19 protein-coding genes are annotated in these 17,648 nt (G+C 57.9%); 7 read left to right on the top strand and 12 right to left on the bottom strand.

The window, feature by feature from the left end; translation table 11 throughout:
* Window positions 1-14: 14 nt before the first annotated feature.
* The 10 genes from AC3ANW_RS16345 to AC3ANW_RS16300 form a co-directional block, all read right to left on the bottom strand.
* Entirely contained in the window at window positions 15-995 is a 981-nt protein-coding gene (locus AC3ANW_RS16345) for an NAD-dependent epimerase/dehydratase family protein (protein WP_488341903.1), read from the bottom strand.
* Window positions 996-999: 4 nt separating this feature from the next.
* Window positions 1,000-2,676: an FAD-dependent oxidoreductase gene (locus AC3ANW_RS16340; protein WP_488341902.1), complete on the bottom strand. Its 1,677-nt coding sequence runs from the start codon at window positions 2,674-2,676 to the stop codon at window positions 1,000-1,002.
* Window positions 2,677-2,716: 40 nt separating this feature from the next.
* The gene (epsI, locus tag AC3ANW_RS16335) at window positions 2,717-3,409 is read right to left on the bottom strand and encodes an exosortase-associated protein EpsI, B-type (RefSeq protein WP_488341901.1); all 693 of its coding nucleotides are present in this window, start codon (window positions 3,407-3,409) and stop codon (window positions 2,717-2,719) included.
* Between the two features lies 1 nt (window position 3,410).
* Window positions 3,411-4,364: an exosortase B gene (xrtB, locus tag AC3ANW_RS16330; protein WP_488341900.1), complete on the bottom strand. Its 954-nt coding sequence runs from the start codon at window positions 4,362-4,364 to the stop codon at window positions 3,411-3,413.
* A gap of 8 nt (window positions 4,365-4,372) precedes the next feature.
* Entirely contained in the window at window positions 4,373-5,272 is a 900-nt protein-coding gene (gene epsG, locus AC3ANW_RS16325; protein WP_488341899.1) for a chain length determinant protein tyrosine kinase EpsG, read from the bottom strand.
* Complete coding sequence (epsF, locus tag AC3ANW_RS16320) at window positions 5,269-6,678, bottom strand: chain length determinant protein EpsF (RefSeq protein WP_488341898.1); 1,410 nt, start codon at window positions 6,676-6,678, stop codon at window positions 5,269-5,271. Before epsF ends, epsG begins: the two co-directional genes overlap by 4 nt.
* 35 nt (window positions 6,679-6,713) lie before the next feature.
* Window positions 6,714-7,523 carry a polysaccharide export protein EpsE gene (gene epsE / locus AC3ANW_RS16315; protein ID WP_488341897.1) on the bottom strand — a complete coding sequence of 270 codons (810 nt, stop codon included), beginning with the start codon at window positions 7,521-7,523 and terminating at the stop codon, window positions 6,714-6,716.
* 24 nt (window positions 7,524-7,547) lie between these two features.
* Window positions 7,548-8,477: an EpsD family peptidyl-prolyl cis-trans isomerase gene (locus tag AC3ANW_RS16310; protein ID WP_488341896.1), complete on the bottom strand. Its 930-nt coding sequence runs from the start codon at window positions 8,475-8,477 to the stop codon at window positions 7,548-7,550.
* A gap of 26 nt (window positions 8,478-8,503) precedes the next feature.
* Window positions 8,504-9,784, bottom strand: coding sequence for an XrtB/PEP-CTERM-associated polysaccharide biosynthesis outer membrane protein EpsL (gene epsL, locus AC3ANW_RS16305; protein WP_488341895.1), 1,281 nt, complete (start codon window positions 9,782-9,784; stop codon window positions 8,504-8,506).
* An 84-nt stretch (window positions 9,785-9,868) separates the two neighbouring features.
* Complete coding sequence (locus tag AC3ANW_RS16300; protein ID WP_488341894.1) at window positions 9,869-10,429, bottom strand: FxDxF family PEP-CTERM protein; 561 nt, start codon at window positions 10,427-10,429, stop codon at window positions 9,869-9,871.
* Window positions 10,430-10,759: 330 nt separating this feature from the next.
* Between AC3ANW_RS16300 and epsA the strand changes: the two genes are divergently transcribed.
* The 6 genes from epsA to AC3ANW_RS16270 all read left to right on the top strand — a co-directional run bounded on the left by epsA (window position 10,760) and on the right by AC3ANW_RS16270 (window position 15,857).
* Window positions 10,760-11,566 (top strand): XrtB/PEP-CTERM-associated transcriptional regulator EpsA, encoded by an 807-nt coding sequence (epsA, locus tag AC3ANW_RS16295; protein ID WP_488341893.1) that lies wholly within the window; start codon window positions 10,760-10,762, stop codon window positions 11,564-11,566.
* Window positions 11,553-12,971 carry an undecaprenyl-phosphate glucose phosphotransferase gene (locus AC3ANW_RS16290; RefSeq protein ID WP_488341892.1) on the top strand — a complete coding sequence of 473 codons (1,419 nt, stop codon included), beginning with the start codon at window positions 11,553-11,555 and terminating at the stop codon, window positions 12,969-12,971. Before epsA ends, AC3ANW_RS16290 begins: the two co-directional genes overlap by 14 nt.
* Before the next feature lie 191 nt (window positions 12,972-13,162).
* Window positions 13,163-13,861: a histidine kinase gene (locus AC3ANW_RS16285; RefSeq protein ID WP_488341891.1), complete on the top strand. Its 699-nt coding sequence runs from the start codon at window positions 13,163-13,165 to the stop codon at window positions 13,859-13,861.
* 18 nt (window positions 13,862-13,879) lie between these two features.
* A complete protein-coding gene (locus AC3ANW_RS16280) occupies window positions 13,880-14,608 on the top strand; it encodes an Hpt domain-containing response regulator (RefSeq protein ID WP_488341890.1) in 729 nt (242 codons plus the stop codon).
* Window positions 14,605-15,240, top strand: a complete 636-nt coding sequence (locus tag AC3ANW_RS16275; RefSeq protein WP_488341889.1) for a response regulator — start codon at window positions 14,605-14,607, stop codon at window positions 15,238-15,240. Before AC3ANW_RS16280 ends, AC3ANW_RS16275 begins: the two co-directional genes overlap by 4 nt.
* The gene (locus AC3ANW_RS16270; protein WP_488341888.1) at window positions 15,237-15,857 is read left to right on the top strand and encodes an AfsR/SARP family transcriptional regulator; all 621 of its coding nucleotides are present in this window, start codon (window positions 15,237-15,239) and stop codon (window positions 15,855-15,857) included. The genes AC3ANW_RS16275 and AC3ANW_RS16270 overlap by 4 nt, the downstream gene beginning before the upstream one ends.
* Here the strand turns inward: AC3ANW_RS16270 and AC3ANW_RS16265 are convergent.
* Both AC3ANW_RS16265 and AC3ANW_RS16260 read right to left on the bottom strand, forming a co-directional pair.
* Complete coding sequence (locus tag AC3ANW_RS16265; protein ID WP_488341887.1) at window positions 15,847-16,332, bottom strand: hypothetical protein; 486 nt, start codon at window positions 16,330-16,332, stop codon at window positions 15,847-15,849. The genes AC3ANW_RS16270 and AC3ANW_RS16265 overlap by 11 nt on opposite strands.
* 9 nt (window positions 16,333-16,341) lie before the next feature.
* On the bottom strand, window positions 16,342-17,118 hold the full coding sequence (locus AC3ANW_RS16260; protein ID WP_488341886.1) for a helix-turn-helix transcriptional regulator: 777 nt from the start codon (window positions 17,116-17,118) through the stop codon (window positions 16,342-16,344).
* Between AC3ANW_RS16260 and AC3ANW_RS16255 the strand changes: the two genes are divergently transcribed.
* Window positions 17,117-17,635, top strand: coding sequence for a hypothetical protein (locus AC3ANW_RS16255; protein ID WP_488341885.1), 519 nt, complete (start codon window positions 17,117-17,119; stop codon window positions 17,633-17,635). The two genes, AC3ANW_RS16260 and AC3ANW_RS16255, sit on opposite strands and share 2 nt — an antisense overlap.
* The last annotated feature ends 13 nt before the right edge of the window (window positions 17,636-17,648 follow it).

Genomic DNA, 17,648 nt, shown 5'->3' with positions numbered 1-17,648 from the left:
TAGGGCCCTTCATATCAGGCCGGGGGAGATCCGCGTCTCTTCTCGACATACCACGTGGCACCTTGCCGCACCGTATTTTCGTAGCTCGTCCAGGCGATGGAAAAATTCGTTTCCAAAAGACCTGTTTCAAGCCTGCCTGCAGAGTGGAAAAGCCTTGTCAAGGAAGGTGGAATCGGTATTTCATTCCATCTCGGTAGAAACCTTGCAAATTTACGGATCTTTTTATAAATCAAGGAAAACGGAGCTTTTAGATGTGTCTCGATTTTGAGTTCTGCCGAAGAGATTCGCTGCGGCGGTGTAGCGTCTATCAATTGCGAGAAATCGATGAAATACTTGTTCCATCGTGGGCTGTCGGGTGCCGCTAGGTTAAAGATTTTCAGTCGTTCCTGTGATTCAGCCTGGTAGACCGATTGGACTACGGCTTGGCAAACATCATCTAGTGCGACAAGGTTTGACCAGCCGTCCCCCCAATTTCCCAGGTCACCTATGCGCCGGGCAGTCAACAGGTCACCAATACGTTGAACCCACTGAGCGCTCCCAGGTCCTGCGACACAGCCAATGCGAAAAATAACGACTTCACCATGCGCGGCAAAAGTAGAAATTTCGGATTCGGCCTTGATCTTGGCTTCCGCATACCAATTGCCGCTGCCGGAAAGCGGAGCCTGTTCATCGATATACGGAGTTGCGAACCCATAAACCGCCATGCTGCTCAAATGGATGATTTTTTTCACGCTTGACCGGCTTGCGGCTTCAACCAGTCGGCGAGCTCCTTCCGCGATGGCTTTTGCATCACCACTCACGCAGTTGATGACAATATCGACACCACGCATGGCCATCAACAGGGATTCCATCTGCATGGTATCCACCTGGCGATGATTGGCATATTGCGGCGCATGGCGGCGTGATGCAGTCAACACTCCGGTGTCGTGCCGGCGAAGTTCACTGGCGAGGGCAGAGCCGATATAACCTGTGGCTCCGATGATTAATACAGGCATTGGATCATCCGATACGAGAAATATTGACTGATGCGCGGTTGGCAATATGATCTGCCAGCCTCAGGCTGAGCGCAATGATGCTCAGCGTCGGATTTGCCTGGCTGGATGTCGGGAATACAGAACCGCCCGCAATATAGAGCCCATCGATGCCGTGCACCTCGCAGTCGGAATCTACGACGCTGGTCGACAAATCCGTGCCCATTCGTGTAGTCCCCAAATGATGGCCGCCGTAAGCTCCGTACTTCGTCAATTCATGTTCCAGCCCGTTTCGGTCATATTCGAATGTGCCAGTGCCAGATGTTTCGAAGGCCTTGGCCAAAAGATCGAGTGATTTTTCAACGGACTGAATATCAAGGGGATCGTATTTCCAATCGACATGCATCTTCGGCATGCCCAGGACATCGACATCATTGGTCAATGTAACGCGGCTGTCTCGCAATGGAATCTGCTCCGCGTGAATATCCAACGAGAATTGATTGCTTTTGTTCTTGAGGATCACGGAAGGAAACTTGCGCTGCTTCAGTTTACGTTGCAACGTCCAGTGCATGAGGAAATGTGCGATGTCTGGAAGCCCGAAAAACACATTGCGCAAATGATTCCATAACTGCGGGCGCTCTTCATTTCCCCCACCGGCAAGACGGCGTGAATATTCAAAGCTGACCAATCGGCGCGCAAGGAAGATGGCCGATAGCACGCCATTGCGGTGGGCCGGATCCGAGGGTTGTGGAAAATGCAAGCGCGCAATCATGTTGGAAACGCCGAGTCGCCGCTGCGCGTCGCCGGCCAGCGAAATTCGGCGCCTGATATAAATGCCGTCGCGGCTGAGCGCATAGCCATGGTGGACAGCCGTCCTGGGCACAGTCAGCGTCAATCTGCCAACGTGGCCGGCAATGTGCGACATGTAATACCGCCCGACCACGTCATGGTCGTTGCCCACGCCTTGTGGCGCCACGTTGCGCGATGCGAGTAACAAGCGCACATTTTCAAGCCCGCCCAGGGCGAGAACCTGCGCCTTTGCCGACACCTTGAAGAGATTGCCGCCGAGTGTCGCCACCGCCAATTGTTCGACATGTGATCCGTTTGGGTGCAACTCGATCTTCGTGACGTTGGCGCCCAGGTAAACCCTGACGTTGGTCGCTGCATCCAGACGCTCCTGATAGCGCAGGGCAAAATTTGTCGGGCAGGAAAACCTCTCGAGTCCATCGGTTTGGATATCCGTATTATCAAAACCTTCGATCAGGTCCGGAATACCCGCGTTGCTCGCGTCACCCGCGTTGAATTCAAATTTGCCGGCTTCGGCCAGCAAAGTTGCATCCACATAATGCTGTTGCAGATCTGCGGGATTGATGGGCCATCCACTGTCCGGGATGTATGCGCGCTCCTGGAAATCGATCGGATCGAGGGGCGCACAACGTCCACCCCAGATGTTGGTTGATCCTCCAAAACGGCGTTGTCTGAACTTGTCGAGCGGGCTGTGCAATGCTTCGCTGCTGACACTGCCTTCGTACAAACGCTGCGTTTGGGACGAAAACTTGCCTTGGCCAGACTCGAGCAGAATGACATTGAGCTTGGATCCGCAGAGCTTCAGCGCAACGGACAGGCCGGCCGCGCCACCGCCGACGATGCATACATCGGCCTCCAGGATGGTGTCGATGGGTACGCTGTCGGCCTGAAGGATCATGTGGAGCTCTGCAAAATGGCGCGGCCCTGTGGGAGGGCCGCTATCGGGCGTAAAGAATACCCGTAAATCGCGTTTTCAACGCCTCCGGAAGGGCAGCGACAAGGTCCTGCGCAAACGCCGCCTGTCTGACGTACGCCGCCTCGGTCTGCGGGTCCACCGACGATATTCTGACCAGCATGCCGTCGGCTATTTTTCCAGAGAATCCATAGATGACCTGCTGAATTTTCTTTTGCAGTCCGCCACGATAGTTGTTCTGTCCGATCACCGTCCAATACGTTATGGGTTCCACACGATTGCCCAGCGCCATGGTTAGGCGTTTGGCGGGCAGGTTTTGCTGACCGATTCGAATATCTTCAAAGTGACCTTCCAACATATCGAAGCCCTGTGCGGGGTAACAGACTTCAGGCTGATGCAGCCCAAAACCATCGGACTGGTCACGTCCGTAGGCAATGGACAACATGATCATGTATTTATCCTTGTTGACATACATTCGCGTCAGGGTCTGATCATAGATTCGGTCAATGGTTTGCTGGCTTCCTGAATCCACGATGTTTGCCATGGTGCCTGGCAATTCCACCCATTCACCAAACCTGTTCGGTACCAAGCCATCGAGTTTCAGCGGCGCTGTCTGATCGGCCATATGAAGCGTGGGAGTCATGGCCCAGGCCAATGCAGAACAGCCCAACATCATGAGCATGATCAGCGATGACCGCGGGTTGAATGAAGGTTTCATGTCAGACTCCGAGAGGAGTGATTCTTGTTTTTCGGTGCCAGCGCTCCACTGCATGAATGCTTGTGTCTACGAGGATAGTCAGCGTCAAAGCGCTGAGAAAGAGCACCATGCCGGCAAATGCATGCAGGAATCCCTGTCCCGCCGCATCACCGAAATAATAAGTGACGAGTACCAGTGTGCTGACCCTGACGACATTGGCAGTAAACGAGATCGGCACGATCAGCAGACCCAGGCTGAAGTTGCGAAAAGCCGAGTTTCTTCTCACCAAGTTCAGGTACAGAAGGCCAAGCGCCTCAAGTGTCAGCAGTGTATGCAGTCCGGCACAGGCGTCGGCAACCAACAATTTGTATTGCGCGATCTGCAGGATGACGCCCATTCTGGCAACGGGATATCCCATGTGGTAAAGGGCATTCTCTGCCACATACGACACCGCGATTTTCATCGGCATGGTGATGAGGTCGACCAGCTGCATCGGCAGCGGCACCATGAAGATCATGAAGAACAATGCGAAGGATTGGATCCTGAGCGCGCCATAACCAAAATGCAGGATGAAGAGACCTGCCATTACCCATATCAGGGAACCCACCTCGAAAAGGAGAATTTCCTGAGACCGCCCGAGTGCATAGAGCAAAAAACCGATCAACAGGGGAATCCATCCGGTCCGCTGGCCATTTTCAGATGTGGCGGCGAGCAGCATTTCTGCCCATTTCCGGTAAATGAGCCAACATGAAATGGCAAGCACGATGGGGCCATGACTTTGCTCGCCATTACCCCAGATGCCGGAAGCAAGTGTTGTCGAGGTCGGTATGTACATCGCGCACAGTCCGACCACCAATGGAAGCCAGGCGGTAGCGGCCCACCGCCTCAGACGGGGTGGCGCAGATGTCACTTGCGGCACGTCAGGTGTTGGGTCATCCGAAGCCGCCAATGCCGGGATCTTGAAAAATACAGCCATGGAATTTCTCATGAGTCATTCAGAACCGACCCCACCACCGTCGCGCCAAACTGCTGAAGGTTTTGGTTCAACTGGTTAAGTGCTGAAAGTGAACTCCTGTTCTTCCTGGCAACCAGTAGGGCCGCGCCGGCACGGACTGCAATCGTCTGCGCGTCGGCATAGCTGGCGGCCGGTGGCGTGTCGATGATGATGACGTCGTAATCCATGGCAGCCACCGACAACATGTCCGTAAAGGCCGGCCTGCCCAGGAGTTCCTGCGGGTTTGGCGGAATGGGTCCGGCTTGCAGTACCGACAGGCCGACCAGTGCGGGAACGCTGCTTATTGCATCAAGCCCGCTCCGCTCCGCCAGTACGGTTGAAAGCCCCGGTCCATCCTGCAGTTTGAAAAGCTGGTGTTGCCTTGGTTTGCGCAAATCGGCGTCGATGAGTAATGTGCGCTCACCGAGTTGCGAAAAGACGATCGCCAGATTCGCAGCCAGATAACTACGTCCATCCTGGCCGTCCACGCTGGTAATGGCGAGCGATTTGCGAGATCTGTCGCCATCGAACCACCTCAATATGAGTTGGCTCCGTAATGCGCGAAGATTCTCGACCGATGGACTGAATGGCTCGTAGGCGGCCGTGAGTCCGTCATGGAGAGAGGTATCTTCCCGTGAGAGATACGGGTAGTCGAACTGGTGCGATAACGCCCGCCTGATGTCCTCCTCTGTCGCCAGTCCGAGCCGGACGGCAGCAGCACCGAATCGCAAGCCTTCGTCTTTTTGCAGTCGGGTTATCCGCTCCGCATCCTCTTGCGATATTCGACCACCATCCAGAAGGATGGAACCGATGGATCGGCTGGCGCCGGTCTGACGGCCTCTTGACCGGGGAAGCGAGGTGTCCATGACTTCGATGCGGGACCGGTTCATGTTCTGCTCCCGAAGCCCAGCGCGGGCCGGTTTCTGTTGCCGGACATCCGGAGAGCGGATCTCGGCTGGTTGGCAGAGTTAATGGATGCCAATACCGGTAGCTTGAGATAATCGGAAAGATCTTCAGGCGACCGAACGCGTCGATTCTTCAGTTCCAGAAACATGGCAATACCTATTGCAAGCAGGGTCCCGCAGAAAACCGACGCGAGCATATTCAGCAGGACACGCGGGCTCGAGGCGGCTGCGGGCTCGGTTGCGCCGCTCAGAATGGCAAGATTCGTTTGGTTGCTGACGCTTTCCAGACGCGTCTGTGCGGCACGTTGGCTCACGATCTCGAATTCTCTTTGGGCCGCATCGACGTCACCCTTGAGTACATTCAACTCATTGCGCCGATTATTCAAATCGATGACGCGCTCTTTTTGCGCATTGACGGCAGTTTGCAATTCACGTTCTCGCCTTTTCCCCACCTGGTAAGTGGTGTTTATCGAATTCGTGATCTGATTGATTTCGCGCGCCAACTGCGCTTGTAATGTTGCAAGTTCCGCTTCGGTCCGAAGCGTTTGCGGGTGGTTGGCCCCCAGGTTTCCATTGCTTTCCTGTAGTTTCGCATCGACACGCGCGATATCTGCCTTGAGGCTGTTGACCAATGCGCTTTGCATTACCTCCGCGACCGTCGCCGGGTTCGACGCGTTGCGTTTGCTTTGACTGTCGGTCGTCAATGTCTGTACGGCAGTCAACTGCGAGATCGATTCGTTGAGTTTCGTGGTTTCGCCGTCCATGCGTTCGTCGGTGGCGACGATCCCTACTTTTTGTTGATATGCGTACAGTGCCCGCTGGGATTCGTCGAGTTTGTCGCGGGACAATTTGGTCTGGCCGAGAAACCACTGCGAGTATTGGCGGGCAGGTTCTACCTTCAGTTCAAGGGTGATATCCATATAGGCTTTGGCAAAGGCATTTGCCGCCGCCGCAGCGAAGTCCGCTGTCGGAGCCTTGTAGTCGATGGTAATGATGTTGCTTTCTCGGGCGGGTCGGACAGAAAGCCCGCGCTGCAGAAGATTCGCCAGATAAGCGCTGAAAGAACCTTTTCCTTCTGTTGCCTCGATCCATGTGCTGCGTAATTCCTGGTCCCGCTCCATGGCGAGAAGTGAAACCACCCGCTGCGCAACCCGATCGCTGCCGATGATTTCAACCTGTGTTGTCATATAACTCGGTGCCACCATGCCGGGAAGAACAATGCCGGCCAGCGGGTCTGGCGACTTCACGTCCACCATGATGGCGGCCGTGGCGGTATATCGTTCGGGTAGTAGGAATGTCACGATACCTGTCAGGATGACGATGGTGAAAAACGTGATCAAGGCAGCCCGGTACCGCGCCCTGAGAATCAGAAGAAACTGTTGAATCGTCATGTGGGTGCCCCTGGTAACGATTTTCGAAATAAGTTCTAGAACAGGCTCTCACGTACGTAGATGACGTCGTCCGCCTGAATCTGTTCGGTCAGTTTTGGTGCGATATCCGCCATCTCGCCCTTGCTGTTTCTTCTAGTGATGCGCAGGCGGTTTTCGCTGCCCCGTATGGTCGGCCCGCCACCTTGTGCAAGTGCCTGCATGACAGTCATTCCGCGTTCAATTCGATACGGCCCGGGTCGCTGGGCTTCGCCGTAGATATAGAAGACAGGAGCGCGGTGGACATAGATGGTGTCGCCATCGCGCAGGGTTATCTGGTTTTTTTGCAGGTCGTCGATGAACAGCGCAGGTATATCGATGGTTTCACGGAATGATTTTCCGTTGCGGGTGCCGACAATAATGGCGATGTCATCTCCGCTTGGCGTGACGCCGCCAGCAGAGGCCAGCATGTCGCTTGGACGGGAGTTCTGGGTTTCCAGCGCGAAACGTCCGGGTCGATTGACCTGACCTAGTACGGCAACCTGATTGCCGCGCAGTTGACCCAGCGTGATGGTTACCTGCGGATTGCGGACGAATTTGCCACGCAACAAGGCGTCTGCGACTGCGCGTTGGGCGTCGGTCACACTGAGTCCACCAACCGCGACATTGCCTATCAAGGGATAACCGATGATGCCGGTTTCGGGTACACGCGTTTCGACCGTGAGTTCCGGATTTTGAAAAACCTGGATCTTTATGTCGTCACCCGCACCTAAAAGATAATCGGTCGCGCGTAACTGCGCCGTGACCGGGCCCCAAAAGCAGAATCCTAGAATTACTGCGAGACACTTCTTCTGAATAGACGTGAACATATGAAATCCCGATAGTGGCTGACGTTATTTGGGTGCCGCGGTTTCAGGCGTTGCGAAATCGCCAAAATAATCGATCTTTGCTTTTGATCGCAGGCCGCTTACCACGTTGGCGAGTTCCTGCGTGACGGTCTGGTTTTCCAGAAAACGGGCAATACGCGGCGATGCGTCGACTTCTGACAGGGGCGCCTCGTCAAACGATTTGACATATAGCAGTGAGGTGGCAGGCGAAGTCGGCACGAACAAGCCCTGTCCCGGCTGGCGTGTATATAAAGCGGGCAGCAATTCGATGGTGATTTGCTCAGAGGCTCTTTGGGCCTCGGTTTGCGTGAACTCGATTCCGCGTGCCCGGAGGGCTCGGATCGTTTCATCGATGGGCTTTCCGGCTTCCACGATGGCCTTGATGACGCCCTGGCCCTCGGGCGGAACCTTGCTGTTGAGAAAATTTATTTCCTGCAATACAAAGATCCGTCTCTTGGAAAATAGAGGGGTGTGATCTTCGTAATATTTCTTGATGACGGTGTCTTCGGGTTTTGTCCGTCGGCCATTGAATTGTTTCAGATAAGCATTGGCCAGCGTTTCGCGCCGTGCCGCGTCCAGGGCCATTTGCACGTCCGGTGTCCTGTCGAGTTTTTCGGAAACGGCCTTCTGCACCAGCAGCTGTTGGTCAACCAGCCTGTCCAGAATCTGTTTGCGCATCAATTTGGCGGTCGCCTCGTCGTCCGCCTTCATTTTTGTTCGGTCGAGCATGTCGTTGACCTGGTGGATGGATATTTCGTCACCATCCACCTTTGCCGCAACCTGACTGGGTGTCGCTGTTTTCGGGCCGGTGTTATTCCCGTCGCAGCCGGAGAGAATGAAAGTGAATAAGGCAATGCTGATGCAGTGCCCGAGGTGGCTTGAGGGTCCGCGTCGGGGCGACACATAACGCGATTGCGCAGGTTTGGAGTACGTCATGGAAGATATAGGCCGCCGGCAGGCGGTTAGAAAGTAATTTGCGCCAGTACTCCTGCGCTCCGGCTTACATAGTCGAAGCCGGAATAGCTGGAGTTGCGTTTGTCCGACTGGATCCACGCAGTTATGTCGATAGCGTCTCGGGGTTTCCATGTGGCGCTGAGCCGGCTTGTGTATTGCTCGTCTTCACGTCGGTTGGCGACTGGTAGGCCGGCTAACGGGCCATTGAAACTACGTCGGGCGTATTCCTGCCGAAAGGTCAATATGAGTTTAGGCATCGCCTGCCAACTCGGTTCGACTGCCACCCGGTCGCTGCTGATATAGCTGCTGTAGCTCGTTTGGTAGTCGATCAATTCGTGGGCATATGCGAACAGCACCGATGTGTTCGCGGTGACACCCCACCGTAGATTCGATCTGGATACGACACCGCTGTAGTCTCGAACGTTATATTCGTTGTATGTGCGCTGAATGTAGGACAGACGGGTGTCGAAGGCTGTTTTGGACGTCAACGCCCAACTGAACGTCAATTCATTTTCAATTTCGCTAAAACCGGAAGGCAGGCTGCTGTTGGCAAAGTTCTGGACGCCGGTGTATTCGCCGGCCGATCTCCTGAGACGCCAGGTCGCTTCCGATCTGGATGCCCAGGTTCTTCGGATACCCGCGTCAATCGAAGTGATGTCATAACCTCTCTGCGCGATGACGGGTGCGGTATTCTTGATTTCGAGGTGTGCAATGCCACCTACCACTTGCCAGGCGCCGTCCAATTCATAGAGGCCGTCTGCACGGGTGTTGATGTCTGTTCGTTTGCTTTGAACACCGACATTCTGAAAATCGCCGAAATTGATCAGGCTTTCGCGGCGTGTGGCAATGACGTTTCCACGAACGCGCGGCGTCAGGCTCCAGTGCAAGCCTCCGCTGTAGTTGAGTGCTGTAAATCCAAGGTAGGAGAAATTCTGGTAATCGTATCTGACCGCATTGAGATTCAGGTCGACATGCTGCAGACCGTAGTCCTTGCTGAAGGTCACGGAGCCTGTCGCCGCGCGAATGACTTCTGCTGCCGATTCCCGGCCGATGGTTGTCCGGGGATTGGCCGACTTTGGTAACCTGAATATATTCGTGTCGTAACTGGTGTTCAGGCTTGCAGAGAGTTGAAGGCTGTCATGGAGGGTGGCCTGCGCCGTCGTTGCCAATGCGTACCATGGCGCGAACTGAATGAATCGCTTGATGATCAAGATTAACTTTGGCATTCGTAAGTGACGGCGTTTGGCACCTTTCCGGGTGTTTGGCGTCGCGTGGTCGTTGTTTTTCAATGCCGCTTTTCGGCTGCATTGAAAGACAATGGAGTACCTGGTGGCACTCCATTTGATAAAGGCACCTCCGTGGAGGTGGTCGATTTATGTATTCTTTTGGCGGCGTCGGGCGATAAAACCGAGCATGCCGAGGCCCGCAAGAAGCATGGCGTATGTTTCGGGCTCCGGTACCGGCGGCAAGGTACGCGGAATCTCAGTGAGGGCAATGATTCCGGTATAGGCTGCTGCTCCGATACTGGTTCCTCCGATTACCAAGGTATAGCCCGCAGCATCCAGATTCGCGGAGCTGGCCAGGGTGGTGATGACTGTGCCGTTGCTGTTGGCCACCGTGGTGATGAACGGAAGGCTGACAGGGTTTGCCGGCAGCGAAGCCAGTGTAGAAAATGTCCCGGCGTAGAGGTTGAGGCTTTCCACGAGCGTGCCGTAGGTCGCCGGAAACAAAATGCTGGTGGTCGCCAGGCCTGCGTTATTGGCAGAGGCGACTGAGAAATTGAAAAAATCGGTGAAACTGCCGCCCGGGGTGGTATTGGACAGGGTTTTGGTCCCGCTGATCACCCCGAGTGTGGTGACACTTGCGTGGGCTGCCAGCTGGCATCCCATTACCAAGGCGGCGGCGATCGATAATTTTGAAAGTAATTTGCGCATGGCATTATTCCCGTGAATGAAAAAGGACTGTGACGACGAGGGGACAACCGCAATGTCTCATGGGGCATACGACGTCTCAATAGACCGTTATGACTAGCGTCTTGCGTGTTTTCAGCAGCAAAACACTCGCTTTGGGCAACGATGTGATTTAACTTAAGGCTGTCGTCGGGGGGCGCTACACACGGAAATGGGTTATTCTTGGTGTATCGATTTGTTTCATCGTGTCCCTGCCCATGTGCAAGTAATCACTTGCGTTTTGGAACTCATTTTTATAGGTGCGTCGGACCGCTTTCAAGCCTGGCGGCCGCTTTCATTCGGCCTGGATGTTCAATGACTTTCTTTTCCTTGCTTTCGGCGGATGACACCAATCGGTATTTCCGCATCATTACGCAGGCTGTCGGTGTGAAACGGCACTTTGACTTGCTGGTCTGGCTGCAGGGCGACGTGCAAGCCCATATCCCGCACGATATTCTGGTGGCAGGTTGGGGCGATTTTGAAAAAGGCGTGCTGTACCACGACGTCGTTTCCGATCTTCAGGGGGTACGTTCTGAAAATATCGAAACGAAGGCCGTGGCGCCGTTCTTGAAAACGCTGTTCCAGCAGTGGGTCGCTTACGACCGGCGACCGTTTGTCATTTCTGCCAATGAGGCGGGCTGGTTTCCGGACGACGTGGATCTGCAGCGACAACTGGGGGATGGCCTGCAACGCGCCCGCTCCATGCTGGTGCATGGCATTCATGACGAACGCGGCCGGCATGACTGCATCTATGTGATGTTGAGCACCAAAATGCGTTATGGCGATGCCGTGTGCAGCGCCATGGAAATCTTGTTGCCGTATATCGATACGGCGCTGCGCCAGGTGGCGCACCTGCCGCATCAGCACTCAGGCGGCGATATCGAAAAGGCGCCAACACTGGCAGGCGTGGGAGGTTTTGTCGAGATGTGGAATCTCAGTCCGCGTGAAGTCGAGATCATGCACTGGGTGGCGATGGGGAAAACCAACTTCGAGATCGGCAGTATTTTGAATATCAGCTCGTTCACCGTGAAGAATCACATGCAGCGGATCTTCAAGAAGCTGGACGTGTCGAATCGCATGCAGGCCGTATCTGCATTCAATTCGGCGCATGTCAGTGAATAGCGCCGAGAAAATGCTTCCGACCCAGCGCCGCAGTGGTTCTGCGATCAGCAGCGACAGTGTTTTGTCGCCGATCGAGGCGCTGCTGGAGCCATTGGTTTTGATCGGAACACTCTGGCTGGTTTCGTTCTATTTCCGTGGACAGATCGATTCCGCCTGCATGGTGCTGTCGATGGTGGTTTTCGCGTTGACGTTCCCGGGCGTTTCCCGTCTGCATGTTCCCGTCTGGACCCTGGCTGCGCAGGTCATGGTTTCCTGGGTGTGCGTGGCGTGTCTGTTGTTCCTGGGAGCGTATGCGACTCGTTCGCTCGGGCATTTCTCGCCGGCGGTCCTGCGGTGGTGGTTCTGGATTGCGCCACTTTGCCTGATCCTGTTGCATCTGGGGGTGCGGGGGCTGGCGCCGTGGATTCTCTCCTGGCAGGGGCCGCCGAAAAAAGTAGTCGTGGTGGGCGTCAATCCTCAGGGTGTTTCCCTGGCCAGGCGAATCGAGGAAGCCGAATTCCTGCAGATGTCGATGATGGGTTTCTTCGACGACCGCGTGGGCGACGGGCCGGTGCATGACCTGGGCGGCCATCGGGTCGTGGGCAAGATCAGCGATCTGCCGGCTTTCGTAAAGAGTCGCCAGATCTCGGTCATCTTCCTGTCATTGCCGATGGCTGCCGAGCCGCGGGTACTGCAGATATTGGACGAATTGAAAGACACGACCGCATCGATCTATTTTGTGCCGGACATGTTCGTGACCGACCTCATCCAGGGGCGTACTGCAGCGATCAACGGCATTCCGGTGATTTCGGTGTGCGAGACCCCTTTTCATGGCGTGATGGGCGTGGTCAAACGCGGCAGCGACGTTTTGCTGGCGCTGTTGATCCTGCTCATGGTGCTGCCGCTGCTTATCGTGATCGCCATCGCGGTAAAGCTGACTTCCAGCGGGCCGGTTCTCTTCAAACAGAGGCGCTACGGGTTGAACGGCCAGGAAATCGTGGTCTACAAGTTCCGCTCGATGCAGGTGTCGGAGGACGGTGCCGAGGTGCGGCAGGCGCGCAAGCAGGACAGTCGCATCACCCGGCTGGGAGCGGTGTTGCGCCGCACTTCGCTCGACGAGTTGCCGCAGTTCATCAACGTGCTGCAGGGGCGCATGAGCATCGTCGGACCCAGGCCGCATGCGGTGGCGCACAACGAGCTGTATCGCAAGCTCATCAAGGGCTACATGGTGCGGCACAAGGTGAAACCGGGCATCACCGGTTGGGCCCAGGTGAATGGTTTCCGCGGTGAAACCGAGACGCTGGAGAAGATGCAGGCGCGTATCGACCATGACCTGGATTACTTGCGCAACTGGTCCCTCGGACTGGACCTGCACATCATTCTTCGTACGGTGCGGGTGATGTTCAAGGATCATCACGCCTATTGAGCATCGGCAGGCTGACCATCTGATTTCGATAGTGTGCGCTCACACATGAGACATAATGGCGGTTTCATCGATTCGAATCAGGCGTTTCCGCGACGGGCGCGCCCTGTGAGGGCGTCATGTGTCTGGTCATGCTGGAGTGTTGGGAGAGAGTCACGACGGTTCCGTTGCTGTCGTTGGCAGGTGCTTCGGTCATGGCGGCGGTCGCCGGCCTGTGCTGCCTTGTCGCCTTCGCCCGCAGACGCGCCGCGGATCCGGGCCTCGAGCCGATGCGCGCGGCCTGTTCGCCTGCGCCGTCCTGCAATGTCCTGCCGGCGGAATCGGGACCGGATATCCATCTGGTCATGAACACGTTCAACCGGATCGCCGGAGAAAGCCGATTCGATGACATCGCGGCAGCCGAGCCGATATTCGCGCTGTCCGACTACCTGAGGCAATGCCTGGTGCATACCGCGCCGGCGCAGGTGGCGCTCCACGAAGAGATCGACATGCTGCAGAGCTATCTCAGGCTGGCCGCGATGTTCCACGGCCGCGACCTCCTGGCTTCAGTCGAACTGGCCCCGGGGAGCGGCGAGGTCCGCGTGCAGGCGCATTCCATCTGCCTCGTTGCGCAGGTGTTGCTGACCGGCTTGAGCGATGGCTTGCAGAGTCGTTACTTGTTGCCAGTCAGGATTCAGGGCAAGACGACCGGCGCCATCGATGTCGACATGGCGCTGCGCGTGGACTCCCGGGCGACCAAGATGCACCTGCGGCAATTGCGGCACCTGCGCGCAGAACTGCGGCGGCTCGCGGCATCGATGTCCCGCCGTTCGGTCCGCTGGAGTTGTCGTGTGGTTCGTGACCATTCCGACATCGCCGTCAGCCTGCGTATACGGCCCCGGCCGGCGCACTGAGCCGGCCGGATCCATGCCATGTATTCACTGTGTTTCAAACGGCCATCACGGTCGGTCGAACGGCGGGGGCAGCAGCGGCAGCAGTGCCTGGTGGTGGATGACGACCCTTTTTGCCGCGCCATATTGCAGGATCAGTTGCGAATGCTCGGTCTGGACACGCTGGCAGCGGGCACGCTGCGGGAGGCCCTGACGCTGTTTGCCCGATACCGGCCGGGGATGGTCTTGATCGACAACGGTTTGCCCGACGGAGATGGCTACGGATTGGCACGCCGAATCCGTGCAAGCCCCCAATATGGGTTGACCTTGCTGGTGGGAATTTCGGCGCTCGCCGGAAAGGAGCACCGCCAGCGCTGCCTGCGCGCCGGCATGGACCACGTCCTGCACAAACCGGCCTCGCTGCCCGAGCTGGCCTCCGCGCTGAACCTCGACATCACGCTGGCCGAACCTCCGACGTCACCGCGCGCCACGACGGCCCTGCGCATGCTTTACCGCGACAGCTGCCTGCGTGACCTGGCCGCATTCAAGCAGGCGGCCCGGCGCCACGACCGTGAACGGGCGCGCGCATACGCCCACCGCATCCGCGGGGCGTCTCAGATGATGGGCGACCATGCGGTGGCTGGCATCGCAGCGGTGCTGGAGCGGGTCCATGCCGGTCGGCTGACAGATGTGGAAGCGCAGGAAAAGGCCGTGCGCTGGCTGGGTCACATGCTGAATTCGGCCGACGTCGGTCGTGGGGGCTCGCGATGACGGTCGCCGACGTTCGGGTGGCGGTGCTGGACGACCATGTGGTGGTCCGCTACGGCATCGAACTGCTGGTGCGCAACAGCCCGGGTTACGCATGGGTCGGCTCGGCGTGCGAGGGTAGGGAGCTGCTGCATCTGCTGGCCGGCTCACCATGCGACGTTCTGGTTCTGGATTACCAGCTGGGGCCGAACGATGTGGACGGTGCGAGCCTGGTACGGCATCTGCGGGCGCATTTCCCGCGGATGCGGATCCTGGTCTACACCTCATACGGAGGCGACCATACGTCCGACATCGTGCGGCGTGCCGGAGCGCACGGGTTCCGGGCCAAGAACACCGGCCTCGATGCGCTGCTGCGCGCCGTGGGCGACCTCGCTGCGGGTGGATCTGCCTTCGCGGCTGCTACTCCGGCGCCGCAACTTTCGGCACCGATCCTGTCGGCGCGAGAAAACGAGGTGTTGCGTTGCTGCCTGCAGGGCATGACGGTTACCGGGATGGCCGCCAAATTTCGCCGGAGCGTCAAGACGATCAGCGCGCAGAAGCAGGCCGGGTTCAAGAAGCTGGGTGTGCGCAACGACCATGATTTCTTGCTGGCCTACGGCTCGATGCGGCCCGAATCCACGTGGACCCGCGAATGACGCCTCGCATAGTGATCCGGAGTTTTGGCGGGCTGACCATCCGGCTGCCCGGTGCGGCCCTGGCGCAGCTGCCCGGCACACGGCAGCGCCAGCTTTTGTGCTGGTTGCTGTTGGCACCTTGGGGGCCGCCACTGGAAGTGGCCAGCATCTGCGACTCGATGTGGCCCACCGCAGACGGTGATACAGCACGCAGCAACTTTTCGAGTGCAGTTCGCCGGTTGCGGCAGCTTATGGGCAATTCGGAAGCCCTGGTCGTCAAGGGAGGCATCGTGTCGCTGGACGACCGTCTGTGTCGGACCGACCTCGATCTATTGCGGGTGCTGGCTCGCAATCCGGCCCGGCACCTCGACCCGGCAAAAGCCGCGCGGCTGGCGTCCTGGCTGTCCAGGCTGATGGGCGGCTACACCCCGGTGCTGCTGGGGCGGGCCGACTCGGAAGAAATGGCACTTCGCAGGCGGGCGCTCGGCGCAGCCTGGCAGCAAGTCTCATGGAGAGTCGTCGAACTGCTGGACGCCTCAGAAGCCCCGCTGGCGCTGCAGCTTCTGGCCTGCCTGGATCGCCATCACCTGAGCGACGAACGCACGCTGCTGCAGTGGGAACGTGTGCTCAGCGCCTGACGCTTCCGGCATCGTTTCGCTCGTCTTCTTCCTGTTCTTCGGCTTCCAGCTGCGCCGCGCGCCTCCAGCGATTCGCCTGCTCGACGAGCGACCGGATTCGCGCCTCGTTATTTGCCAGATGCCGGCTGGCGGCCTGGTATTTGGCAAGAGCGGAATCGACGGCGGACGCGGCTTGGCGACAGGCTTCATGGGCACTTTCGGCGTTGGTTTGCAATGCCCGCCCATGGCTGCGTGCGTTGTCCAGTTCGCCGAGCCGAACGTTCTGGCCGACCGCGGTGCGGGCACGGAGCCGAGCCGAATAGGCGTCCTGGATCTGCAGGCTCGCTCGCCACGCGGTTTCGCTTGCCGACTGTCGTGTCAGGCCATAAGCATGTTCGGCGCGAGCCAGGCGAACCGCCTCCTGGAACCCCTCGTTTCTACGCTCGCGCACCGACGCCAGCAGTTCGTAATCCTGGATGTCGCGCTTGCGGTCCATCTTCGGCTCTCAACCCATGCTGGTCTTGGACGGCGTCTCGTTGTAGTAGCGGCGATAACCCGCCGTCAGCGCGGTGCGGTTCTTGATGCCGTGTTTCATGGCGACTTCCATGACGCCGGCACCCGTCGCTTCCTGCAGGTCCTCACGAATCTTCTGCATGCGGTGGCGGCGCAGCACTTCGCGCGGAGACAGGCCGATGTGTTCCTTGAAAGCCAGCTGGAGCGCGCGTTCCGACACCCCGATGACGTTGGCGATGTCGGTGATCGACAACGACGGCAGATGCGCCTGTGCCAACATGAACTGGTAGGCGCGGCGGTAACGCGCAGGCAGCCGTGCACTGATGTCGTCCTTCACCACCGCATAGTGGCTGGCAGGCTTCTCGTCGAAGCGCTGGGCGATGGGATAAGCCGCTCGCATGGCCTGCATGGCCAGCAGTGCATAGGCCGCATACATCGCCAGGCCCTCGTCCGCCAAGCCGCGGAGCAGGCGCAGCTTGGCGTGGCAATACATCAACTGGCGTTGCTGCGGGTCGGTCCCGTCGACGCTGGCCGTGCCGCGCTGTGTGGTGGTGGCACCGCCACCAGCAATCAGTATTTCAGCCACATGGATCAGCTTGCCGGCCAAGGCCGCCTGCGTGAGTTCGAGCAGCACGGTCTGGTGGCATTGTGGCGAAAGCAGCCGCGTGCCGGCCAGGCAGTTCTGCAGCGAGATGCTGTTGCCCGGTTCGCCACGGGCAAGGCTCTCGAGGCAGCCCAACTGGGTCGCACGCTGTTCGACGAGTTTCATGGAAACCCGGGTCGCATTCACCGTCTCCGATGAGCGGGGACGACGTTTCCGCAGAGGGCGGCGCGGTGTCGAGCGATTGCCAGTAGATGTCGTCGCGCATCTCGGGCTGGTTCTGCACCAGCATGCGCACCTGGAAGTCATGCAGCACAAGCAGGAAGAGCTGCCGCCAGCCCACTGCCCCGGCCGTCGTCGCCGCATCTTCCGCAACGCCGCGCAGCATTTCGCAGGCTCGCGAACGCAGGCCCGATTCGAACAGGATCTGCGCCAGGAAGACGGTGGCCTCGTTTCGCAACCAGACGGAACAGTCGAGTCGCGCGATCTTCTGGAAGCAACTTGCCGCGGTTTCGAAGCGCCGCTGGAAAAGCGACAGCAGGCCTGCGGCACGGCAAGACAGCCCTTGTGTCTCGGCGGAGGCCGCCAGGGGTTTCAACGAAAGGCGGTAGGTTTCTTCCGCATCTTCCAGCGCGCCCCGCAAGAGGTGGATGTCACCGCACTTCTGCCGCAAGCGGGCCATTAGCAAGGAATCGGCC

Source organism: Xylophilus sp. PBN-3R (assembly GCF_057747805.1).
This window is presented reverse-complemented; position numbering and strand designations above follow the sequence as displayed.